At 74.1% G+C, this 23,102-nt stretch carries 15 protein-coding genes; 5 read left to right on the top strand and 10 right to left on the bottom strand.

All coding sequences use genetic code 11. From position 1 onward, the window contains the following. Positions 1 to 128 precede the first annotated feature (128 nt). Positions 129 to 1,169, top strand: a complete 1,041-nt coding sequence (locus tag PVK37_RS13470) for a LacI family DNA-binding transcriptional regulator (RefSeq protein WP_275034273.1) — start codon at positions 129 to 131, stop codon at positions 1,167 to 1,169. Between the two features lie 111 nt (positions 1,170 to 1,280). Here PVK37_RS13470 and PVK37_RS13465 read toward each other — a convergent pair whose 3' ends face one another. Beyond that, positions 1,281 to 3,404: a putative bifunctional diguanylate cyclase/phosphodiesterase gene (locus PVK37_RS13465; RefSeq protein ID WP_275034272.1), complete on the bottom strand. Its 2,124-nt coding sequence runs from the start codon at positions 3,402 to 3,404 to the stop codon at positions 1,281 to 1,283. Between the two features lie 175 nt (positions 3,405 to 3,579). On the opposite strand from PVK37_RS13465, the gene PVK37_RS13460 reads away from it, so the two are divergent. Beyond that, entirely contained in the window at positions 3,580 to 3,969 is a 390-nt protein-coding gene (locus PVK37_RS13460) for a PH domain-containing protein (RefSeq protein ID WP_275034271.1), read from the top strand. Here the strand turns inward: PVK37_RS13460 and PVK37_RS13455 are convergent. Continuing rightward, positions 3,963 to 4,886 carry a 2-hydroxyacid dehydrogenase gene (locus PVK37_RS13455; protein WP_275034270.1) on the bottom strand — a complete coding sequence of 308 codons (924 nt, stop codon included), beginning with the start codon at positions 4,884 to 4,886 and terminating at the stop codon, positions 3,963 to 3,965. The genes PVK37_RS13460 and PVK37_RS13455 overlap by 7 nt on opposite strands. A 33-nt stretch (positions 4,887 to 4,919) precedes the next feature. After that, positions 4,920 to 6,623 carry a hypothetical protein gene (locus tag PVK37_RS13450; RefSeq protein WP_480212898.1) on the bottom strand — a complete coding sequence of 568 codons (1,704 nt, stop codon included), beginning with the start codon at positions 6,621 to 6,623 and terminating at the stop codon, positions 4,920 to 4,922. Between the two features lie 221 nt (positions 6,624 to 6,844). On the opposite strand from PVK37_RS13450, the gene PVK37_RS13445 reads away from it, so the two are divergent. Next, the gene (locus tag PVK37_RS13445) at positions 6,845 to 8,017 is read left to right on the top strand and encodes a PQQ-dependent sugar dehydrogenase (RefSeq protein ID WP_275034268.1); all 1,173 of its coding nucleotides are present in this window, start codon (positions 6,845 to 6,847) and stop codon (positions 8,015 to 8,017) included. 185 nt (positions 8,018 to 8,202) lie between these two features. Beyond that, positions 8,203 to 9,726, top strand: a complete 1,524-nt coding sequence (locus PVK37_RS13440; protein ID WP_275034267.1) for a metallophosphoesterase — start codon at positions 8,203 to 8,205, stop codon at positions 9,724 to 9,726. Positions 9,727 to 9,746: 20 nt separating this feature from the next. On the opposite strand, the gene PVK37_RS13435 is transcribed toward PVK37_RS13440, so the two are convergent. From PVK37_RS13435 to ligA, 6 genes are all read right to left on the bottom strand, one after another. After that, positions 9,747 to 12,110 carry a transketolase-like TK C-terminal-containing protein gene (locus PVK37_RS13435; RefSeq protein ID WP_275034266.1) on the bottom strand — a complete coding sequence of 788 codons (2,364 nt, stop codon included), beginning with the start codon at positions 12,108 to 12,110 and terminating at the stop codon, positions 9,747 to 9,749. A 92-nt stretch (positions 12,111 to 12,202) separates the two neighbouring features. Further along, on the bottom strand, positions 12,203 to 13,699 hold the full coding sequence (gene gatB / locus PVK37_RS13430; RefSeq protein WP_275034264.1) for an Asp-tRNA(Asn)/Glu-tRNA(Gln) amidotransferase subunit GatB: 1,497 nt from the start codon (positions 13,697 to 13,699) through the stop codon (positions 12,203 to 12,205). A gap of 13 nt (positions 13,700 to 13,712) precedes the next feature. Then, positions 13,713 to 15,188, bottom strand: a complete 1,476-nt coding sequence (gatA, locus tag PVK37_RS13425; protein WP_275034263.1) for an Asp-tRNA(Asn)/Glu-tRNA(Gln) amidotransferase subunit GatA — start codon at positions 15,186 to 15,188, stop codon at positions 13,713 to 13,715. Next, positions 15,185 to 15,490, bottom strand: a complete 306-nt coding sequence (gene gatC / locus PVK37_RS13420) for an Asp-tRNA(Asn)/Glu-tRNA(Gln) amidotransferase subunit GatC (protein ID WP_275034261.1) — start codon at positions 15,488 to 15,490, stop codon at positions 15,185 to 15,187. The genes gatA and gatC overlap by 4 nt, the downstream gene beginning before the upstream one ends. Before the next feature lie 186 nt (positions 15,491 to 15,676). After that, positions 15,677 to 18,682 (bottom strand): EAL domain-containing protein, encoded by a 3,006-nt coding sequence (locus tag PVK37_RS13415; protein WP_275034260.1) that lies wholly within the window; start codon positions 18,680 to 18,682, stop codon positions 15,677 to 15,679. A 233-nt stretch (positions 18,683 to 18,915) separates the two neighbouring features. Continuing rightward, complete coding sequence (gene ligA / locus PVK37_RS13410) at positions 18,916 to 21,051, bottom strand: NAD-dependent DNA ligase LigA (RefSeq protein ID WP_275034258.1); 2,136 nt, start codon at positions 21,049 to 21,051, stop codon at positions 18,916 to 18,918. A 131-nt stretch (positions 21,052 to 21,182) separates the two neighbouring features. On the opposite strand from ligA, the gene PVK37_RS13405 reads away from it, so the two are divergent. Continuing rightward, a complete protein-coding gene (locus PVK37_RS13405) occupies positions 21,183 to 21,740 on the top strand; it encodes a type II toxin-antitoxin system PemK/MazF family toxin (RefSeq protein WP_275034255.1) in 558 nt (185 codons plus the stop codon). Positions 21,741 to 21,915: 175 nt separating this feature from the next. Here PVK37_RS13405 and PVK37_RS13400 read toward each other — a convergent pair whose 3' ends face one another. Next, positions 21,916 to 22,917, bottom strand: a complete 1,002-nt coding sequence (locus PVK37_RS13400; RefSeq protein ID WP_275034253.1) for an ADP-ribosylglycohydrolase family protein — start codon at positions 22,915 to 22,917, stop codon at positions 21,916 to 21,918. Positions 22,918 to 23,102 lie beyond the last annotated feature (185 nt).

Raw genomic sequence — 23,102 nt, 5'->3', positions numbered from 1 at the left:
GGCTGCCGGACCGGGGCGCTTAACCGGGCAAGTGGCCGGTGCCCGACGCGCCGGTCCGAACGCCTGCAGTAGCGTGAGCACGCCGGGGCGCACACCCGGCGTCAGACCGACAGTGGAGGAGCCCGCCGGTGAAGCGGCCGACCATCGCCGACGTCGCCCGGCGGGCCGGGGTCTCCAAGGGCGCGGTGTCGTACGCCCTCAACGGGCAACCCGGCGTCTCCGAAGCCACCCGGCGGCGCATCCTCGCCATCGCCGAGGAGATCGGTTTCAGTCCCAGCAGCGCCGCCCGCGCCCTCTCCGGGGCCACCGCCAAGGCCGTCGGGCTGGCCCTGTGCCGCCCCGCCCGAATACTCGGCATCGAGCCGTTCTTCATGGAGCTGATCAGCGGTGTCGAGGCCGAACTCTCCGCCCGGTCGTACGCGCTGACCCTCCAGGTGGTGGCCGACCAGGCCGCCGAGATCGCGGTCTACCGGCGCTGGTGGGCCGAACGGCGGGTCGACGGCGTGTTCGTCTGCGACCTGCGGCTCGACGACGCCCGGGTGCCGGTACTGGAGGAACTGCGCCTGCCGGCGGTGGTGATCGGCGGACCGGGACACACCGGCACGCTCGCCAGCGTCTGGTCCGACGACGCCGCCGCCCTGGTCGAGACGGTGGAGTACCTGGTCGCTCTCGGACACCGGCGGATCGCCCGGGTGGGCGGCCTGCCCGAGCTGCTGCACACCCGGCTGCGCACCGAGGCGTTCGAGCGGGTCTGCCGGGACCTCGGCCTGGCCGGCGCGGTGACCGTCCCGTCCGACTACAGCGGCGAGGAGGGCGCCCGCGCCACCCGACGGCTGCTCAGCTCCCCCAACCGGCCCAGCGCGGTCATCTACGACAACGACGTGATGGCGATCGCCGGGCTCTCGGTGGCGCAGGAGATGGGCCTCGCTGTCCCCGGTGACCTCTCCATCGTGGCCTGGGACGACTCCCCGCTCTGCCAGCTCGTCCACCCGCCGCTGACCGCGCTCGGCCGGGACATCCCCGCGTACGGCGCGCAGGCCGCCCGGCACCTGTTGGCCGCCATCGCCGGCGAGCCGGTGGGCACCCTCCAGGACGAGACCGCGCACCTGACACCCCGGGGCAGCACCGCCCCGCCCCGGGGCAGCACCGCCCCGCCCCGGGAACGCTGAACCGACCGCCCCTGGACCGGCACGTCCGCACAGCCGCCGGTGGCGGGTACAGCCGCAGCCGCCGGTGGACCCACGCGGGCCGCAGCCGCCGGTGGAGCCGCGCGCCGCAGGTCAGGCGAACGCGCCCGGGGACGGGTACTCCTCCAGGAACGCCTCGACCCGCTCGGCGGTGGCCGGCCGGGACAGCGCGAACCCCTGCCCGAGCAGGCAGCCGGACCGCTGCGCCCGGACGACCTGGCCGGCCGACTCCAGCCCGTCGGCCACCACCTCCAGGCCGAGCCGCCGGCCCAGGTTCACCACCACGTCGGCCAGCGAGCGTTCCGGCCCGTCGCCGACCAGCCGTGGGCCGATCTTCACCAGGTCCAGCGGCAGCTCCCGTAGCCGGCGCAACGAGACCCGCCCGGCGGCGACGGCGTCCAGGGCCGTCCGGACGCCCAGCGACCGCAGCGCCGCCAACCGGAGCGCCACCGCCTGCGGGTCGACGGCGACGCCCGCCTCGGTCACCTCGGTCACCTCGACCACCAGCCGGCCCGCCGGCAACCCGTGCCGGGTGAGCGCCGCCGCCACCCCGGACACGAAGTCCGGCGCGGTCAGCTCGGCCGGGCTGACGTTGACCGACATCCACAGGTCCGGGTTCGTGACCGACCAGGCGGCCAGTTGCCGGCAGGCCCGGTCCAGCACCCACCGGCTCACCTCCGGCAACAGCCCCAGCTCCACCGCGACCGGCAGCACCTCGGCCGGGAGTACGGTGCCCAGCAGCGGACTACGCCAGCGCAGCAGCGCCTCGGTGCCCACCGGGAGCCGGTCGGCCAGCCGGAGCACCGGCTGGTAGACCAGGTCCAACTCGCCCCGGACCACCGCACCGGGCAGCTCCCGCTCCAGGGCGATCCGGCGCGCCAACTGCTCCTCCAGGACCACGTCGTACCACTCGACCCGGTTGCGGCCGAGCTGGCCGGCCCGCCGCCGGGCCAGGTCCGCCTGGCTCAGCACCTCGTCGGTACCGCCGCCGGTGTCGGTGTCGGCCAACCCGATGCTCACCTCCAGGCGGACCTGCGAACCGGGCAGCCGGTACGGCTCGGTGAGCACGGTGAGCAGCCGGGTGGCCAGCGCGTACGCCAGCACCGAACCGCCCTCGGCGAGCACCGCGAACTCGTCCCCGGCCAGCCGGGCGACCAGGTCGTCCGGGCCGGCGCTGGCGCACAGCCGCCGGGCCACCTCCACCAGCACGTGGTCGCCGACGGCCTGCCCGCGCCCGTCGTTCACCTCGGACAGGCCGTGCAGGTCCAGCACCAGCAGGGTGGCCGGCTGTCCCGCCGGGCGGGCGGTCAGCGCCCGGCGCAGTTCGCCACGGTTCGCCAGCCCGGTGAGCTGGTCGGTGACGGCGAGCTGCCGTACCGTCCGTTCCAGTCGACGCCGCTCGCCGACGTCCCGGACGTAGAGCACCACCGCCGCCACCTCGGGCACCTGCCGCTGGTCGCTGACCGTCGACTCGGTTTCCCGCCAGACGCCCCGCCCGTCGTGCATCCGGGCGGCGAGCAGCCCGACCGGCTGCCCGGCCCGGACCGCCGCCAGCAGCGACTCGGCCCGGGGCGCGTCGTCCGGGTGCAGCAGGGTGGCGAAGGACCGGCCGAGCACGTGCAGGTCGTCCAGTCCGAACAGCCGGGCCGCCGCCGGCGACTGCCAGCGCACCCGCTGCTCGTCGTCGAGCAGCACGATCAGGTCGTGTCCGCCGGAGACCAGGGACCGGAACCGGGCCTCCTGGGCGGCGAGCCGGCCGGCGTACCGGCGGTTGTCGGCGGCGGTGAGCACCTCCCGGAACACCAGGGGCGGGATCACCGCCAAACCGAGGGCGATGGTGGTCCGTTCGAACTCCCCGCTCCGCGCGAGGTGGTACCCGGCGGCCAGCATGGCGATCGCGGCCGGCGCGGTGACCCGGGGCCAGATCGGCGGCGGGCCGGCCCGGTCCGGCCGGGCCAGCCGGCGCGCCCCGGTGGCCAGGACCGCCGCGGCCCCGGCGACGGCGACCAGCGACGCCGCCCGGACCGGGACCGGCACCTCACCCGTCGGCAGGAGCAGCCAGCCGGCGAAGAGCAGACTGAGGCCGAGGCTGACCGCGTCGGCCACCGGCACCGCCAGGGCGGGCACCAGACCGGCCACGCCACCGCCGGGCACGACGCGGCGGACGGTGGACTCCGGGGGTGGGGGTGAGCTGCGGGACGGGTTCGCGACGGACACGGGTCGCCTCCGGGTGGTGGGCGGTGCGCCGGACGTGAAACCGGTACACCTGTGTCTCGGAAACGAACCGGTCACCGGTCCGGTTACGGCCCGCGAACGTGAGCCCGGTCACCGCCCGGTCCCGGGGTCGCCCCCGCGACGGAGGTCCACCGGTGGGAGGTGGGATCATCGAAGGGTGAGCCGCCCCGACACCATCCGTTTCCGGCACAGCCAGGCCATCGTGGCCGCGGCGATCGTCGCGTTCATCGGCGCGCTCCCGGTGGCGAACGCCCGGTGGTATCTCGCCCCGGTGCTGCTCGTCCCCCTGGCGATCCTGGTCTGGTCGTGGCGGGCCGGCACCGACGTGGACCGGCGCGAGGTACGCGTCCGGGCCCTGCTCGGGCAGCGTCGGCTGCCCTGGGAGCGGATCGTGTCGCTGGCCGTCGACCCGAGGGGCCGGGCCGTCGCCCGGCTCGACGACGGCGGGCAGGTGCTCCTGCCGGCGGTACGCGGCACCGACCTGCCCCAGCTCGTCGCGGTCACCGGCCAGCCGCTGACCGCCGGCCAGGACCAGGCGGATCAGTAGCCGTCGGTCACCACGTTGGCCAGCGGGCGGCCCGCCGCGAGGCGGTCCCACTGCTCGGCCACCAGCCGGTACGCCCGGGGCAACAGGCCGCGTACCGAGCCGGCCACGTGCGGGGTGATCAGCACGTTGGGCAGCTCCCACAGCGGATGGTCGGCCGGCAACGGCTCCGGATCGGTGACGTCCAGGGCCGCCGCGATCCGGCCGGTACGCAGCTCCGCCAGCAGCGCGTCGGTCCGGGCCACCGGCCCCCGGGCCGCGTTGACCAGCAGCGCGCCGTCCGGCATGGCGGCGAGGAAGTCCGCGTCGACCAGGCCCCGGGTCTCCTCGGTCAGCGGCACCAGCAGCACCACCACGTCCGCCTCCGGCAGCAGGGCGGGCAGCGCGTCGACGCCGTGCACGCCCTGCTCGGGGCGGGCCGTCCGGGCGACCAGGGTGACGCTCACCTCGAAGGGCACCAGCCGGGCCCGCAGCGCCGCGCCGATCGAACCGGCCCCGACGATCAGCACCCGCTTGCCGGCCAGTTCGTCGGTCGGGGCCACCCCGTCGTACGCCCACTCACGTCGGCCCTGCGCGCGGGCCAGCGTGTCGAAGCCGCGCAGCCGGGACAGGATCGCGGTGACCACCCACTCGGCGGTGGCCGAGTCGTGCACGCCCCGGGCGTCGCAGAGGGTCACCCCGGCGGGCAGCCGGCCGACCCAGGCGTCCGCCCCGGCGCTGAGCAGCTGCACCACCTCGAGGTCGGGCAGTTTGGCCGCCAACGCGGTCACGTCCGGGCCGGCCAGGAACGGGGGCACCCAGAGCCGTACCCCGGCCGGGTCGGACGGCAGCCGCTCCGGGTCCTCGGCCACCTCGACGGTGGCCCCGGGCAGGTCGCCGAGGAGGGCGCGGCCGGTCTCGTGCGGAATCCATACCTTCACGCCCGCCGACGATAGCCGTCGGCGGAGCGGCCGTCAGCGCAGCGGTGGGCGGACCGGGACGGCCGGCAGGTAGACGTCGTAGCCGGGCACGGTGGTCCGGGTCACCGGTACGCCGGTGGCGGCCAGCCGCTCGCCGACCGCCCGGCTCAACCCGGTGCCGGCCGGCAGCACGTACGCCACCCGGTCGGCGCGGGCCACCCGGGCCGGGTACGCGGGGTACCGGTCCCAGCCGGGCCGCAGGTCGTCCCGGAGCACCGCGCAGGCCAGCCGTTCCCGGGTGGCGAAGACGACCGGATTGCAGGTCCAGTACTCGGCGTAAAAGTGCCGTACGCCGAGCCGGTCCAGCTCGGCGACCAGTCCGCGTCGCTGCTGGTCGGCGCGGGTCAGGGTGGGCGCCTCGGCGATCAGCGTCCCGGTCGCCCACAGCGCGCCGGCCGCCACCGCCGCCAGCCCGCCCGACCCGGCGAGCCGCAGCCCGGCACGGTACCGCCCGATCCGGAGGCGGCCGGCGGGGAGCCGGCCGGCCGCCGCCGCCCACAGCGGCCAGAGCAGCGCCGGCAGCGAGATGAGCAGGCAGGAGAGGTACCGGGAACTCTCCACCGGGGTCCGGCCGGCGGCGGCGCTGACCGCGTACGCGAGCAGGCTCACCGCCGCCGCCCCGACCAGCGCGAGCCGCCCGCCCTGCCGGATCCGTTCGGCGCGGGCCACGTCCCCCGGCCAGCGGGTCGGACGCAGCGCCCAGCGCGCCCGCAGGGCGACCAGCCCGGCCACCACCAGCAGCAGCGGGGCCAGCACGCCCCACCAGAGCTGCCAGTCGGCGCACCGTCCGGGGGCGCAGAAGCTGGTCCCCATCGACAGTCCGAGCAGCACGCCGCCGTGCAGCCGGTCCGCCCATTCGCCCGCCGTGCCCTCGCCGAGCTGCCGGTAGACGGCGAGTGAGCGGTGCTCGGGGGCGGCGGTGAGATTGTGCGCCACGATCGGCAGCAGGCCGACGGCGAGACCGGCGGCCAACGCCACACCCTCCCCACCGAGGAGCCCGCGACGCCCCCGACCGGCCAACGCCACACGGCCCAGAGCGGCCAACGCCAGACGGCCCGGACGGGCCGGACGGGCCGGTGGCACGCCGTCCCGACCGGCCGGTGTGCGGCGGGTGCCGGCGACCAGCAGCACCCCGGCGGCGGCCACGTACGGCAGGACCAGCCAGTCGTCCCAGAGGGTGAGGCCGGCGACCACACCGAAGCCGGCGAGGGCGAGCCGGCGGCGGCGTACCGTGCCGAGGCCGAGGGTGACCGCCAGCAGGACCAGCAGCGCGCCGGCCGGGTTCATCTCCGGGTAGCCGCCCCCGGCGATCAACTGGTTCTTCAGGATCCGGTCGGAGCCCAGGGCGAGCAGACCGACCACGGCGGTGGCGAACCACGGCTGGTACAACCGGTGGGTGAGCTGCCACATCAGGGCCAGGAACAGCGCGTAGAGCAGCAGGTTCGGCAGCCGCAGCGCGAGCGTGCCGGAGCCGCCGAGGGCGAACAGCGGCGCTGCCAGGTACGCCTCCAGCGCCCCCATGTAGTACTGACCGTAGAAGAACAGCGGGAACTCGCGGCCCTGCGCGACGTGCGTGGCGACCAGCCCGCTGACCGCCTCGTCGCTGTTGGTCGGGGGCAGTTCGGCCAGCAGCATCGCCAGCCGGTAGCCGACCCCCAGCGCGCCGAGACCGACCGCGACCCGGCCGGGGGTGAGCATCCGACGCCGGGCCGGCAGGCCGACCGGTACGGGGCCATGTGCCGGCTGGTCGGTGATCACCATGGCTGGCAGTCTCGCACGGCATCCGGGTGGTACCGGATGACATATCCGTCTTTCTCGGGGTGTGTCACGCGGACCTCGCCGAACCGGCCCGGGGCGAGTCCCGACTGTCCGTTGTCGGCCCCGGGGGGTGGTGCCGCCGAACGGCTAGGGTGGTCCGGGTGAGCGTCCGTCCCCCGTACTCCCGCATCGGCCGCCTCCGCACGACGGCGGCGGCCTCCGCCACGGCCCTGCTGCTGGCCACCGCCGGTTGCAGTCTCGGTGAACCGGAGCCGGATCCGGCCGGCGAACCGCCGAACCTGCCCACCCCTTCGGCCAGCGCCGACGCGGACGCCGGGCAGCAGGTGGTGACCACGGTGCTGGCCAAGGGGCTACGGGTGCCGTGGGCGATCGCCTTCCTGCCCGACGGCGGGGCCCTGGTCACCGAGCGGGACAACGGCCGGATCCTCCAGGTCGGGCCGACGTCCGGGCCGGACGGGCTGACGGTGACCCCGGTGCAGACCATCGCCGACGTCGAGGCGTCCGGCGAGGGTGGTCTGCTCGGCATCGCCGTCTCCCCCGGCTACGCCACCGACAAGACGGTCTTCGCGTACTACTCCACCGAGCGGGACAACCGGATCGTCCGGTTCACCCTCGGCGGCACGCCGACACCCGTCCTGACCGGCATCCCGGTGGCCGGCATCCACAACGGCGGCGGGCTGGCCTTCGGCCCAGACGGCTTCCTCTACGCCAGCACCGGCGACGGCGGCAACCGTCCGCTGTCCCAGGACCTCGAGAGCCTCGGTGGCAAGATCCTCCGGATCACCCCGGACGGCAAGCCTGCTCCCGGCAACCCGTTCCCGAACTCCCCGGTCTGGTCGTACGGGCACCGGAACGTGCAGGGCATCGCCTGGGACGCCGGCAAGCGCATGTACGGGGTGGAGTTCGGCCAGAACACCTGGGACGAGGTCAACCTGATCACCAAGGGCGGCAACTACGGCTGGCCGGAGGTGGAGGGGAAGGCCGGCGACCGCCGCTACCGTGACCCGATCGTGCAGTGGGGCACCGGTGAGGCGTCCTGCTCGGGCGCGGCGGTGGTGGAACGGCTGCTGGCCGCCGCCTGCCTGCGCGGGGAGCGGCTCTGGCTGGTCGAGCTGACCGACTCCGGTACGGTCCTCGGTCAGCCCCGGGAGCTGCTCACCGGCCGGTACGGTCGGCTGCGGGCGGTGGCCGCCGCCCCGGACGGCTCGCTCTGGGTGAGCACCTCCAACCACGACGGGCGGGGCGACCCGCAGCCGGAGGACGACCGCCTGCTCCGGTTGGTCTTCGCCGGCGGCGGCGCCGGCCGGAGCTGAGCGACACCGGGCCGGGCTGGACGGCACCGCAGCCGGGCGGCACCGGGCGGGGCTGACCCGCCCGGCGCGAGGCTGATCCACTGGCCGTGCCGAAAGGCGCTGACCTGGGGATACGCTCGGGTTTGGCCGGGAACGTGAACCCGGGGTTTACCAAGATCCCTTGTTGGGCAGGTCAGAATCTCACCATGGACGGGCACGAGAACGAGCAGCCGAAAACCGGTCGTCCCCCCGGCTCGGGATGGGTCGGTCGACTCCGCCGGCTGGGGGTGGCACTGGCGATCCTGGTGATCGGCCTGGGTGGCACCGTCCTCGGCGTCCTGGCCGGCGGCCAGGTCGACACCGACATCGGGCCGTTCAAGGCGAAGATGGTGCTGACCCCGTCGGTGACCGGCGGGACCACCATCGACATCCCGCCGCTGGGTGCGCTGCTGCTCGACAGCCACGACGGCCCGACCCACCTGAACGTGGAGCTGGGCGCGCTGGACCAGGGTCGGGTCGAGGCGTTGATCGACGACCCGGCGAGCATCAACCGGGCCAGCCAGTCCGCCGTGCAGGACGTCCGCGACGGCGCGCTGCGCCTCGGGATGCGTACCGTCGGGGCCACCCTCCTGGTCACCCTGATCCTGGCCGGGCTGGTCTTCCGGAACGCCCGCCGGACGGCCTGGGCCGGCGGGCTGTCGCTGGTGGTCACCGCGAGCAGCCTCGGCCTGGCCGCGACCAGCATCCGGCCCCAGTCGATCGAGGAGCCCCGCTACGAAGGGCTGCTGGTCAACGCCCCGGCGATCGTGGGTGACGCCCGCCGCATCGCCAACGACTACACGAAGTACGCCGAGCAGCTCCAGCGGCTGGTCGGCAACGTCAGCCAGCTCTACACCACCGTCTCGGCGCTGCCGGTGTACGAGCCGGCCCCGAACACCACCCGGGTGCTGCACGTGTCGGACATGCACCTCAACCCGACCGGCTGGCAGCTCATCCGGACGGTCGTCGAGCAGTTCGACATCGACGTGGTGATCGACACCGGTGACATCACCGACTGGGGCAGCGAGCCGGAGGCGAACTACGTCGGCTCGATCGGGCTGTTGAAGAAGCCGTACCTCTACATCCGGGGCAACCACGACTCGACGAAGACCGCCGCCGCGGTGGCCCGGCAACCCAACGCGATCGTGCTGGACAACGCGACCACCACGGTCGCCGGCCTCACCATCGCCGGCATCGGCGACCCCCGGTTCACCCCGGACAAGAGCACCGCGCCCGCCGCCGGTGGGCTCGACAAGACCACCGCCGACCAGATGATCACGGTCGGGGACACGCTCGCCAAGACGGTACGCGAGTCACCGACCCCGGTGAACATCGCGCTGGTGCACGACCCCGCCTCGGCCGGGCCGCTCTCCGGCACCTGCCCGCTGGTGCTCTCCGGGCACACCCACTCCCGCCAGGTCTCCAAGCTGCCCGAGCAGCCGGGGCAGATGCCGACCCAGCTCATGGTGCAGGGTTCCACCGGCGGCGCGGGACTGCGCGGGCTGGAGGGCGAGCAGCCGACCCCGCTGTCGATGAGCGTGCTCTACTTCGACCAGGACAAGCTGCTCCAGGCGTACGACGACATCACCGTGGGCGGCACCGGGCAGGCGCAGGTGAACCTGGAACGGCGGGTGGTGGAGAAGCCGAAGGAGGGTGCCCCGGTGCCGGTCACCCCCACCCCGACCCGCTGACCGGCACCGAGGGTCAGCGGTCAGCGTAGGGCGAGGGCGGCCAGGGCGGCGTTGACGATGCTGCCGGGCAGCAGGTCGTGCAGCTCGTACAGCTCGGCGACGGTGCCGGACTGGCCGAACTCGTCCACCCCGAGCGGCACCGCCGGCACCCCGAGCGCCGACCCGAGCCAGGCCATCGCGTGCGAGGCGGCGTCGTGCACGGTCACCACCGGGGCCCGGTCCGGGAACGCCGCGCGCAGCACCCCCGGCACGCTCGGCACGGTCGCCGTCCGGACGCCCTGCCGCAGGGTCCGCTGCCAGGCCCGGTACAGCCGGTCCAGCGAGGTCACGTCCACCACGTGCGCGGCGATGCCCTCGTCGGCCAGTTCGGCCGCCGCCGCCAGCACCTCCGGCAGCACCGCCCCGGACGCGGCCAGGTGCACCACCGGGGCGTCCGCCAGCTGCGGGTACGCCTGGTGGGCGTCCACCAGCCGGTACGCCCCGGCGACCGCCTGCCGGCGCAGCACCGCGTCGCCGAGCCGGGCGCGGGCCGCCTCGAACGGGGCCTGGTCGATCGGGCGGGTGCTCAGCCGGAAGTAGTACGCCCCGTCCTCGGTGGGCGCGGCCGTGGTGGTGGCCGCGCCGCCCCGGGCGATCTGCCCGAACGCGTCGCAGAGCAGCCAGTCCAGGGTGGTGGCGTACGCCGGCTCGACGAACGTCACCCCGGGCAGTTCCAGCCCCACCGAGGCGGTGATGGTCGACTGGTGGGCGCCACCCTCCGGGGCCAGGGTGATGCCGGACGGGGTGCCGGCCACCACGAACCGGGACCCCGAGTAGGTGCCGTACAGGAAGGCGTCCAGGCCGCGCAGCACGAACGGGTCGTAGACCGTGCCGACCGGCAGCAGCGGCTGCCCGGACAGGTCCCAGGACAGCCCGAGCTGGCCGAGCAGCAGGAACAGGTTCATCTCGGAGATGCCCAGCTCGATGTGCTGCCCGGCGGGGTGCTGCTCCCAGCGCAGCATCCGGTCCTCCGACCAGGACCGCTGCTTCGTCGGGGCGAACACGCCGGTCTTGTTGATGAACCCGGCCAGGTTGGTGGAGGTCGCCACGTCCGGGGCGGTGGTGACCAGGTACCGGCCCACCTCCGGGTCCCGGGCCAGGTCCACCAGCACCCGGCCGAAGACCTCCTGGGTGGAGATCGGCTTGTTGGCGCGTACCCGGGTGGTCTCCGGGACGGTGACCGGCAGCGCCCGCTCGCGGGGCGGGCGGGACAGCGCCTCACGGCGGGCGTTGGCCCAGATCCCGGCCGCCGACGTCGGGTCGAGCCGGTCCCACTCGGTATCCCGGGTCAGGCCGTGCGCGGTGCGCAGCGTGTCCACCTGCTCGGAGCTGAGCAGCGCCGAGTGGTTGCGCGGGTTGCCGGCGATCGGCAGCCCCCACCCCTTCACCGTGTACGCGAACACCACGCTCGGCCGGTCGGTGACCGCGTCGCACTGGGCGTACGCGTCGAGCATGGCCTGAAGGTCGTGCCCGCCGAGGTCGGTGACCAGCGGGCCCAGCTCGTCGTCGTCGATGTCGGCGACGAACGCCGCGACGCCGTCCGGCGCGCCGTCCAGGAACCGCTGGCGCAGCGCGTCCCCGGTCAGCCCGAACAGCGACTGGTACTGCTCGTTGGGCATCGCGTCGATCCAGTCGCGCAGTACCGCGCCACCGGGCCGGGCGTACGCCCCGGCGAGCCGGCGACCGTACTTGACCTCGACGACGTGCCAGCCGGCCGCTTCGAACTGGCCGCGCCACTGGTCGATCCGCACCCCGGGGACCACCCGGTCCAGCGACTGCCGGTTGAAGTCGACCAGCCACATCACGTTGCCCAGGCCGGTGGTGGCCGGATCGGCGACCGCCTCCCAGATGTTCCCCTCGTCCAGTTCGGCGTCGCCGATCAGCGCCACGAACCGGGAGTGCGGACGTTCCCCGAAGTGCGCGTCCACGTACCGCCGGGTGACCGCCGCGAACAGCGGGGCCGCCGCGCCCAGACCCACCGAGCCGGTGGAGAAGTCCACCTCGTCCGGGTCCTTGGTGCGCGACGGGTACGACTGGAGCCCGCCCCGGGCCCGCAGCCTCGGCAGGTACGACCGGTCCAGGTTGCCCAGCAGGTACTGGATGGCGTGGAACACCGGCGAGGCGTGCGGCTTGACCGCCACCCGGTCGGCGGCGTCCAGGTGGGCGAACCACAGCGCGGTCATCGCCGTCACCAGGGACGCGCTGGACGCCTGGTGCCCACCCACCTTCACCCCGTCGCCGGTGGACCGGTCGTGGTTGGCCGCGTCCACGATCCGGGTGGCGAGCCAGAGCACCCGCCGCTGGATCTCGTCGAGCACGTCGATACGGGCAGGCTGAGGGTTCACCGTTGAACTCCTGCTGAGGGGTGAGGGTGGTGTGGGGCGGGGCACCCCGCATCAGGTGCGACAGGGTGCCCCGGCTGGCAGAACGGTACCGCTCAGGATGCGCCGAGGCGCTCCAGGATCAGCTCGCGGACGGTCTTGGCGTCGGCCTGGCCCCGGGTGGTCTTCATGACCGCCCCGACCAGCGCGCCCGCGGCGGCGACCTTGCCGCTGCGGATCTTGTCGGCGATGTCGGGGTTGGCGGCGATCGCCTCGTCCACGGCGGCGGTGAGCGCGCCGGTGTCCGAGACGACCTCCAGACCCCGGTTGGTCATGATGTCGGTCGGGGTACCCTCGCCGGCCACCACGCCCTCCAGGACCGTCCGGGCCAGCTTGTCGTTGAGCTTGCCCGCGTCGACCAGGCCCTGGAGTTCGGCGACCTGCGCCGGGGTGGCCCCGACATCGGCCAGTTCCACGCCGGTCTCGTTGGCCCGCCGGGACAGTTCGCCCAGCCACCACTTGCGAGCGGCGGCCGGGGTGGCCCCGGCGGCCACGGTCGCCTCGATCAGCTCGACCGCGCCGGCGTTCAGCACCGACTGCATGTCGGCGTCGGACAGGCCCCACTCCTGCTGGAGGCGGCGGCGGTGCAGCCGGGGCAGCTCCGGCAGGGCCGCCTTCAGCCCGGCCACCCAGTCGGCGTCCGGCGCGAGCGGCACCAGGTCCGGCTCCGGGAAGTACCGGTAGTCGGTGGCGGTCTCCTTGGACCGGCCCGGGGTGGTGTCGCCGGTGTCCTCGTGGAAGTGCCGGGTCTCCTGGGTGATCCGGCCGCCCGAGTCGAGCACCATCGCCTGGCGCAGCATCTCCGAACGGACCGCCCGCTCCACCGACCGCAGCGAGTTGACGTTCTTGGTCTCGGTGCGGGTGCCCCACTCCTCGCCGGGCTTGTTCAGGGAGGTGTTGACGTCGCAGCGCAGCGAGCCCTCCTCCATCCGGACGTCGGAGACGCCCAGTGAGCGGAGCACGTCGCGCAGCTCGGTGACGTACGCGCGGGCCACCTCGGGGGCGAGCGCCCCGGTGCCGGGGACCGGCTTGGTGACGATCTCGACGAGGGGGATGCCGGCCCGGTTGTAGTCGACCAGCGACTCGGTCGCCCCGTGGATCCGGCCGGTGGCCCCGCCCACGTGCAGGGTCTTGCCGGTGTCCTCCTCCAGGTGCACCCGCTCGATGCCGATCCGGACCAGCTCGCCGTTCACCTCGACGTCCAGGTACCCGTCCACGCAGAGCGGCTCGTCGTACTGGCTGATCTGGAAGTTCTTCGGCATGTCCGGGTAGAAGTAGTTCTTCCGGGCGAACCGGCACCAGGACGCGATGGAGCAGTTCAGCGCCAGCCCGATCCGGATGGTCGCCTCGATGGCGGCCTTGTTCGCCACCGGCAGCGAACCGGGCAGGCCCAGGCAGACCGGGCAGACCCGGGTGTTCGGCTCGCCCCCGAAGTCGGTCGGGCAGCCGCAGAACATCTTGGTGTTCGTGCCCAGCTCGACGTGGGTCTCCAGGCCGATCACCGGTTCGTAGCGCGCGACGACCTCGTCGTACGCGGGCAGGGTCGTGGTCATCGAAGCTCCTGACTCACAGCGCGGGCGGGGTGAACGTGCCGACGGCGCTCTCCAGCGCGGCGGCGACCCGGTACATCCGGTCGTCGGCCATGGTCGGGGCCATGACCTGGAACCCGACCGGCAGCCCCTCGGACAGGCCGCACGGCACCGAGATGCCCGGCCCGCCGTAGAGGTTCGTCGGAATGGTGAACAGGTCCGCCAGGTACATCTGGTACGGGTCGGAGGTGCGCGAGCCCATCGGGAACGCCACGAACGGCGTGGTCGGCGAGATCAGCGCGTCGACCTGCTCGAAGGCGGCGGTGAAGTCCCGGGTGATCAGCGTCCGGACCTTCTGCGCCTGCCCGTAGTAGGCGTCGTAGTAGCCGGACGACAGGGCGTACGTGCCGAGCATGATCCGGCGCTTGACCTCGGGGCCGAAACCGGCGTCCCGGGTCAGCGACATGACCTCCTCCAGCGACCGGTTGCCGTCGTCGCCGACCCGCAGCCCGAACCGCACCCCGTCGAACCGGGCCAGGTTCGACGAGCACTCGCTCGGCGCGATCAGGTAGTACGCCGGCAGCGCGTACTTGAAGTTCGGGCAGGACACCTCGACGATCTCCGCGCCGAGCTTGGTCAGCGCCTCCACCGAGTCCCGGAACGCGGCCAGCACACCCGGCTCGGCCCCGTCCCCGGAGAACTCGGTGACGATGCCCAGCCTCACGCCGGTCAGGTCGCCGGTCGCGCCGAGCTTCGCGGCGGCCACCACGTCCGGCACCGGCTGCGGGATCGAGGTGGAGTCACGCGGGTCGTGTCCGCCGATCACCGCGTGCAGCAGCGCCGCGTCCAGCACGGTACGCGCGCACGGGCCGGGGGTGTCCAGCGAGGACGAGAACGCCACCAGGCCGTACCGGGAGGTGCCGCCGTAGGTGGGCTTCGCGCCGACCGTACCGGTGACCGCGCCCGGCTGGCGGATCGAGCCGCCGGTGTCCGAACCGATGGACAGCGGAGCCTCGTACGCGGCCAGCGCGGCGGCGCTGCCGCCACCCGAGCCGCCCGGGATGCGGTCCAGGTCCCACGGGTTACGGGTCGGGCCGTACGCGGAGTACTCGGTGGAGGAGCCCATCGCGAACTCGTCCATGTTGGTCTTGCCGAGCATCACCGTGCCGGCGGCGCGGAGCCGCTCGACGATCGTCGAGTCGTACGGCGGACGCCAGCCCTCCAGGATCTTCGAGCCGACGGTGGTCGGCACGCCCTTGGTGGTGAGCACGTCCTTGACCGCGACCGGCACCCCGGCCAGCGGGCCGAGCTGCTCGCCGGCGGCCCGGCGGGCGTCGACGTCCCGGGCGGCGGCCAGCGCGCCGTCGGTGTCGACGTGCAGGAAGGCGTGCACCCGGTCGTCGACGGCGGCGATCCGGTCCAGGTGGGCCCGGGTCACCTCGACGGCGGAGGTCTCACCGGAGGCGACCAGGCCGGCCAGCTCGGCCGCGCTCAGCGTGATCAGGTCGGTCATGAAGCCACATCCTCGTCCAGGATCCGCGGGACGCGGAACCGCTGCTCCTCGGCGTCCGGTGCGCCCGACAGCGCCTCGGCGGGGGTCAGGCCGGGCACCACGACGTCCTCGCGGAGGATGTTCGTCAGCGGCACCGAGTGCGAGGTCGGCGGGATGTCCGCCGCGGCGACCTCACCGACCTGGGCGACCGCCTGGAGGATCACGTCGAGCTGGCCGGCGAAGGTGTCCAGCTCCTCCTCCGTGACGGCGAGCCGCGACAGGCGCGCCAGGTGCGCGACCTCCTCGCGGGAGATGGCGGCCATCGGTGCCCCCTTCGTGATGGTGCTGCTGCTGGTTCGGGCGGTACGCCGACCGTGCGGCGAAAACCCACACGGTGACCCGAGCGAGTCTATTGTCACGCACGTCAGCCCCGTCCCCGACTCCCCCTCCGCGCCGCCGCCGGTCCGCGCCGCCGCCGGTCAGCCGTGCCGCCGGGCGTGCGGTGGTCGTCAGCCGTGCCGCCGGGACCGGGTCCGGGTGACCCCGGTCGGGCGGACCGGCCGGTACCGGGCCAGCCAGGCGGTCAGTTCGTCGGCCGGCATCGGGCGGGCGAAGAACCACCCCTGCGCCACGTCGCAGCCGGCGGCGTGCAGCAGCCGCCAGGTCCGCTCGTCCTCCACGCCCTCGGCGACCACCCGCAGGCCGAGCGCCCCGGCCAGCTCGATCATCGACCGGACGATCGCCGCGTCGTCGGAGTCGTCGGCCATGCCGAGAACGAACGACCGGTCGACCTTCACCTCGGACAGCGGCAGCCGCCGCAGGTGTTGCAGCGAGGAGTAGCCGGTGCCGAAGTCGTCCAGCGCGATGGCCACCCCGATCCGGTGCAGCTTGGAGATGGTGTCGAGGACCCGACGCGGGTCGGCCATCAGCGCGCCCTCGGTGATCTCCAGTTGCAGCCGTTCGGGGCGTACCCCGTGCCGGGTGAGCCGGTCGGCGATCTGCTCGGCGATCTCCCCGGTGTGCAGGTCCCGGACGCTGACGTTGAGCGCCGCCCGTAACGTGCTGCCGGCGGCCGACCACCTGGCGAGCTGCGTCACCACGTCGTCGACCACCCGGCGGGTGAGCAGTCGCATCACCGCGCTCTGCTCGGCGACCCGGATCAGCTCCTCCGGGTCGACCATGCCCCGGCGGGGGTGCCGCCAGCGCAGCAGCGCCTCGACCCCGACCACCTCCCCGGTGGCGATGCAGACCTGCGGCTGGTAGTACATCGTGATCACGCCCGGATCGCCGACCTCGACCTGCGCCCCGGTGCCGATGGCCCCCGCTGGAACAGGATCGGGACCGGCGGGCCCGAGGCTCCCCAGGGCGGGCATGTCGGCGGTACCGGACCGTATCGGGCCGGATGGTTCGGAGGTACCGGTCGACAACAGGCCGGCCGGCCCGGCGACGCCAGGGCCCGACAGCTCGGACGGAGTTACGGCTCCGGGACCCGGCCGGTCCCGGCCGGTCACGCCCGACCTCCCGGGCCCGTCCACCACGCCCGATGTCCCGGCTCCTTCCGCCCCGCCCGACGTCCCGGCCCCTTCCGCCCCGCCGGGCCTCTTCCGGCGTACGGACCGGTCCGGCTCGGGTGTCGACGGGGCGGGGGAATCACCGGGGCGACCGGCGCGGCGGCGGACCGGGTCGGCACTGGTGATGATCTGGTTGATCAGCTCGTCCTGGTGCGCCGCGCTCCGGTTCCGCCGCCGGCCACCCCACCACCGGCCGCCCCGACGACCATCCGCACCGTCCGCCTGAGCAGGCACCGTGGGGACGTCGGCGGCGGGCGTGGAGGTGGGCAACGCGGCACCATCGCCGCCCCGGGCACCGGTCGTAGCGCCCGACAGGCCCGAATCAACCGACGGACCCGAATCGACCGGCGAACCCTGATCGGCCGACCGACCCGAATCGGCCGACCGACCCGAATCGGCCGCCGGACGCGGATCGACCGGCCGGTCCGGACCAGCGGGAACAGCCGGATCGGTCCCCGCCGCACCAGCCGGCGCAGCCGCAGCAGAACGGGGCGGAGCATCCGTCACTGGACCGGCCGGAGCAGCCGTCGCCGAAGCGGCCAGGGCAGCACCGCCGACCGTGGTAGCACCGCCGACCGTGGTAGCACCGCCGGCTGGGACCGCACCGCTGACCGGGATGGCACCGCCGGCCGACGCCGTACCGGACTCCAGCACCCGGCGCAGGTCGGCGAGAAGGCCGAGCCGCTCGGCGGAGTTGTGGTCGGACTCGGCGGCGTACACCGCGACCGTGTCGTTGCGGTGTTTGGCGTCGTACATCGCCACGTCGGCGTGGCGCATCAGGGTGGCGAAGTCCTCACCGTGCTCCGGGTAGAGAGCGATACCGATGGAGCCGCCCACGTCCAGCGGCAGCCCGTCCAACGGGACCGGCTCGGCGAGCGCCCGCACCACCCGGTCGGCGACCCGGCGGGCGTCGTCCACCCCGGTCAGCCCGGTCGCGACGACCGCGAACTCGTCGCCGCCGAGCCGGGCCACCAGGTCCCGGGAGCCGAGGGCCGAGGTCAGCCGGGCGCTCACCGCCACCAGCAGCCGGTCACCGACCTCGTGCCCGAGGGCGTCGTTGACGTTCTTGAACCGGTCCAGGTCGATCAGGAGCAACGCCAGGTGCGCGTTGGGCGCGCCCTTGGTGGCCCGCTCGGCATGCCGGCGTACCTGCTCGGCGACCTCGATCAGCAGCGCCTTGCGGTTGGGCAGCCCGGTCAGCGGGTCGAGCCCGGCCAGCCGCTCCTGGTCGGCGGAGAGGCGGGCCATCCGGTAGACCGCGAACAGTGGCACCAGCACCAGCGGGATCAGTGCCGCGCTGGCCCGGGCGGCGGCCACCAGCACCGGGGCGAGCAGCAGCAGCGAGCCGGTGGCCAGCAGCTCGAACCCGAGCCCACGCCGGACGGTCGGCCACCACGGATCACCGAAGCGCATCCGTACCGCCGTGCTGACCAGGCCGTAGCTGACCACGAACCAGGCCAGCCCGGCGCCGGCCACGGCGACCGCGCCGCTCCAGTGCAGGCGGTCGTCGTCGAAGGCCATGCCGGGACCGAGCTGGACGACCGCGTACGCGACGGCGAGCGCGGACGCGTACTGGGCGGCGTTGAAGATGCTCCGCCAGGCGGCGTGCCGCATCCGCCACCCGGAGACGACCACCGCGGCGGTCTGTACCGCCACCGCCGGTCCGATCCCCCAGGCGATCAGGATGGCGAAGGTGAAGCAGATCGACGGGAAGACCGCCGAGGTGTGCCGCTGGCCGGGCGGTACGAAGGGCCGCGCGTCGCAGACCACGGCGAGCGCCGCCATGATCCAGAAGGCTGCGGGGAGTTCGGGCAGGTCACCGGGGAGCATGCCGAGCGGCCGGCCGGCGAGCAACAGGGCCAGTACGACCGTCGCGCCGACGAACCCGAAGAACGGCCCCACCCGGGCAGGGGGTACGCAGTTCCGCAGGTCGGCGGCGTCCATCGCACCTCCCGAGGTGTCGGTCCGGGTCGGGCGGCGTGGCCCGGTGCCACGCCGTGCTCCCCATCAAACGCCTGTGGCGAGGAATTTCCCGGCAGGACAGCCGCGAATCGGTCGTAGTCGTAACTAAGTTGGTATACGCCGCCAGTCACCCGCAAGACCCCGCGACCGGGATCACTCCTCCCGGCCGGCGACCTCCCAGCCGCCGCCGGCCGACATCGTGCGGTCCGCCGGGATCACTCCTCCCGGCGGGCCACCTCCCGGGCCGCGTCCGGGCCGGATTCGAGCAGCACCCGGAACCCGGCCTCGTCGAGCACGGGAAGTTTGAGGGTGGCGGCCTTCTCCGCCTTCGAGCCCGGATTCTCGCCGACCACCACGAAGCCGGTCTTCTTCGAGACCGAGCCGCTGACCTTGCCGCCCCGGGACTGGATCGCCTCGGCCGCCTGGTCGCGGGAGAAGCCGGCGAGGGTGCCGGTGACCACGACGCTGATCCCCTCCAGCGGACGGGGCCCCTCGTCGACGCTCTCCTCGGCCATGCGTACCCCGGCGGCGGCCCACTTGTCGACCAGCGCGCGGTGCCAGTCGACGCCGAACCACTCGGTGAGGCTGGCCGCGATGGTCGGCCCGACGCCCTCGACGGACGACAGTTCCTCCTCGCTGGCCGCCCGGATCGCCTCGACCGAGCCGAAGTGCCGGGCCAGGGCCTGTGCGGCGGTCGGGCCGACGTGCCGGATGGAGAGCGCCACCAGTACCCGCCAGAGTGGACGCTGCCGGGCCTCGTCCAGGCTGGCCAGGAAGCGGGCCGCGTTGCTGCCCAGGCTGCCGTCCTTGTTGACGAAGAACGGCACCTCCGCCAGCCGCTTGTCGTCCAGGGCGAACAGGTCGCCCTCGTCGGTGATGGCACCCGACTCGAGCAGCGCGGCAGCGGCTTTCTCGCCCAGCACCTCGATGTCCAGCACCCGGCGGCTGGCCAGGTAGGTCAGCCGTTCCCGCAGCTGCCCCGGGCAGGTACGCGAGTTCGGGCAGCGGATGTCGACGTCGCTCTCCTTGGCCGGGGCCAGCGGGGAGCCGCAGATCGGGCAGTGGGTGGGCATCTCGAACGGGCGGGCGTCCGGCGGGCGCAGCTCGACCACCGGGCCGAGCACCTCGGGGATCACGTCGCCGGCCTTGCGGAGCACCACCGTGTCGCCGATCAGCACCCCCTTGCGTTCGACTTCCCGGGCGTTGTGCAGGGTGGCCAGGGCGACCGTGGAGCCGGCCACCCGGACCGGTTCGAGCACCGCGAACGGGGTGACCCGGCCGGTGCGGCCGACGTCGACCCGGATGTCGAGCAGTTTGGTGTTGACCTCCTCCGGCGGGTACTTGAAGGCGATCGCCCAGCGCGGGGCGCGGCTGGTCGAGCCGAGCCGGCCCTGGATGGCGACCGGGTCGACCTTGACCACCACCCCGTCGATCTCGTGTTCGACGTCGTGCCGGTGCTCGGCGTAGTACGCGATGTACCCGGCGACGCCGGCCAGGTCGGGCACCACCCGCCACCGCTCGCTGGTCGGCAGCCCCCAGGCGCGCAGCGCCGCGTACGCCTCGGACTGGGTGGCGGGCTGGAACCCTTCCCGTGCGCCGATGCCGTGCACCACCAGCCGCAGCGGACGGGACGCGGTGACCCGGGGGTCCTTCTGGCGCAGGCTGCCGGCGGCGGCGTTGCGCGGGTTGGCGAACGGCGGCTTGCCCTGCTCGACCAGGCCGGCGTTCAGGTCGGCGAAGCCGGCGACCGGGAAGTAGATCTCGCCGCGCACCTCCAGCAGCTCCGGCGGCGGGCCGAACTCGGCCGATTCGCTCAGCTCGCTCGGCACGTCCCGGATGCTGCGGACGTTGGCGGTGACGTCCTCGCCGGTGCGGCCGTCGCCCCGGGTGGCCGCGCAGACCAACCGGCCGCGCTGGTAGGTGAGGTTGATCGCCAGCCCGTCGACCTTCAGCTCGCACAGGTACGGCACCTCGCCGCCGGCGTCCCGGACCACCCGCTCGGACCAGGCGGCCAGTTCCTCGTCGGCGAAGGCGTTGTCCAGCGAGAGCATCCGCTCGGCGTGGGTGACCGGGGCGAAGTCGGTGGAGAAGGTGCCGCCGACCCGCTGGGTCGGCGAGTCCGGGGTACGCAGCGCCGGGTACTCCTCCTCCAACGCCTCCAGCTCGCGCAGCAGCCGGTCGAACTCGGCGTCGCTGATGGTCGGCGCGTCCAGCACGTAGTAGCGGTACTGGTGGTCGGTGAGCTCCTGGCTGAGGGTGGCGTGCCGTTCCTTGACCCCGGCCGGTGGCTCGGCTCCCGCCGCCGCCTCCTGGGCCGGGCTGACCTGCTCGGGAATGGCTTCCTCGGACACGTTGCGACCCTCCACGCCCTGAGGTCGCGGACACCCCGCGCCCTCGCCGATCACGCTACCCGGGCACCGTATCGGGCGGGTGGGACAATCGGCGGGCGACCCGGGCGTGACCAGGGGGAAGGTGGTGGGGCATGCCGGAGTGGCTGCTGTGGGCGGGGGCGGTGCTGGCGGCGGTGGCAGCCGGCTGGGCGTGGAGCGAGTGGCGGTACCGGGCCCGACGGCCCACGGCCGGGACCGGGGGCCGTCGCCCACCGGCCGGGACCACCGGCGGTCGCCCCACGCGTCCACGCGACCGGACCCGCCCGCCCCGACGCCCCGGCCGGCCCGCCGCGCCGCCACGTCCGCGCGACCGACGACCCACCCCCACCGGTACGCCCCGACCCGGCGAGATCTGGTGGGCGGACGTGCCGTTCGCCGACGGGACCGGCTCCAAGGTGCGCCCCTGCCTGGTGTTACGGGCCGACCAGCGGAGCGCCGAAGTGCTCAAGATCACAAGCCAGGACAAGAGCGGCCGGGACGACCACATTCCCATCCCCACCCGGGACTGGGATCCCGACGCCGACCACGACAGCTTCCTCGACGTCGGCGAGCCGATCCGGGTCCCCCTGGACGCCTTCCGCGACCGCGCCGGCACCTGCGACCGCCCCCTCTGGCGCCACCTCCACACCCTCCCCCACCTCCCCCACTGACAGCGAGCGAGCACGCAAGCCCCCTCCCCACCGAACCCCCGCCCCGGCCCCCTCTCTCGCCCCGTTGATCATGAAGTTATTACCGTCAATCCGGCGTGTCGGTGACGCTAACTTCATGATCAACGGGGCGAGAGGTGCCCGGAGCGGCCGGGAGGGGGAAGGGAGGGGTAGGGGGTTAGTCCTGGGGGGAGGCTAAGGCGGTGAGCTGGTTGGCGTACTCGATGCGGGTGGCCCAGTCGGCCGGCCAGGCGGCCATGCCGTAAGCGGCACCGAGGAACGCGCCGGCCAGGGCGGCGATCGAATCGGAGTCGCCGCCGGTGGTCGCCCCCCGGGCCAGCGCGGTGACCGGGTCGTCGGCATGCCGTACGGCACAGAACAGCGCGGTGGCCAACGCCTCCTCCGCCACCCAGCCCTCCCCGGTGTACCGGCACGGATCGCCACCGTCGTCGGGGCCGGCCAGCGCCCTGGTCAGCCGGGCCAGGACAGCCAGGCACTCGTCCCAGCCCCGCATGATGAACATGGCCGGATCGGTCACTCCCGGACGCTGCCAGAGGTCACCCAGCCAGTCGTGGTGGTAGACCCGGCGCTGCCGTTGGGCGTGCCCGACCAGCAGGTCCGGCAGCTCGGCCAGGGTCGCGCCGGCCCGTAGCACCCGGACGGCGTACGCGGTCAGCTCGCTGGCGGCCAACCCGGTCGGATGGCCGTGGGTCAGGCCGGCCTGCAACTGGGCCAGTCCGGCGAGCGTGTCGAGGTCGACGTCGAGCAGGCCGACCGGGGTGACCCGCATGTTCGCGCCGCAGCCCTTCGAGCCGGCCTGGGTCGCCTCCTGCCAGCGCATTCCCCGGGACAACTCGGCGCAGGCCCGCAGACAGGTCATGCCGGGAGCCCGGTTGTTGTCCGGGCTGGCCGCCCAGTCCAGGAAGCGCCGGCGCAGCAGCGGCTCGACCACGGCCGGGGTCAGTGCCGGGGCGTCGTGCAGTGCCCAGGCCACCGCCAGCGCCATCTGGGTGTCGTCGGTGACCAGGGCCGGGTTCCCGGTCAGCTCCCGGGGGCCGGTCGGCCCGTACCGGCGGACGATCTCGTCGACGGTCAGGAACTCGGTGGGTTTGCCGAGCGCGTCACCGTAGGCGAGACCGAAGAGGGACCCGGAGGCGCGGCGGGGCGCGGCGTCGATCATGACGGTCATGCTGCCCGGTCGGCGCAACCTGCGAGCGGGGGGCAGCCCGTGGGACGGTTGCCACGCAACCCGACGCCAGGGGAGTAGTGGCGCGGCGGCCCGGTGAGGGCCGGGGGAACCGGCGGGTCGGCGGGCTGGGCGGCTGAGGACCCGCCGGGGGAAAACGGCTGAGGGCCGGGGAGCCG

Source organism: Micromonospora cathayae (genome assembly GCF_028993575.1).
GTDB lineage: Bacteria > Actinomycetota > Actinomycetes > Mycobacteriales > Micromonosporaceae > Micromonospora > Micromonospora cathayae.
This window is presented reverse-complemented; position numbering and strand designations above follow the sequence as displayed.

Coding starts and splice junctions, on each gene's coding strand:
- PVK37_RS13440 (WP_275034267.1), top strand. CDS start 8,203: ATGGACGGGCACGAGAACGAGCAGCCGAAAACCGGTCGTCCCCCCGGC.
- PVK37_RS13415 (WP_275034260.1), bottom strand. CDS start 18,682: ATGGACGCCGCCGACCTGCGGAACTGCGTACCCCCTGCCCGGGTGGGG.
- PVK37_RS13450 (WP_480212898.1), bottom strand. CDS start 6,623: ATGCTCACCCCCGGCCGGGTCGCGGTCGGTCTCGGCGCGCTGGGGGTC.
- gatB (WP_275034264.1), bottom strand. CDS start 13,699: ATGACCACGACCCTGCCCGCGTACGACGAGGTCGTCGCGCGCTACGAA.
- PVK37_RS13400 (WP_275034253.1), bottom strand. CDS start 22,917: ATGATCGACGCCGCGCCCCGCCGCGCCTCCGGGTCCCTCTTCGGTCTC.
- gatA (WP_275034263.1), bottom strand. CDS start 15,188: ATGACCGACCTGATCACGCTGAGCGCGGCCGAGCTGGCCGGCCTGGTC.
- gatC (WP_275034261.1), bottom strand. CDS start 15,490: ATGGCCGCCATCTCCCGCGAGGAGGTCGCGCACCTGGCGCGCCTGTCG.
- PVK37_RS13405 (WP_275034255.1), top strand. CDS start 21,183: ATGCCGGAGTGGCTGCTGTGGGCGGGGGCGGTGCTGGCGGCGGTGGCA.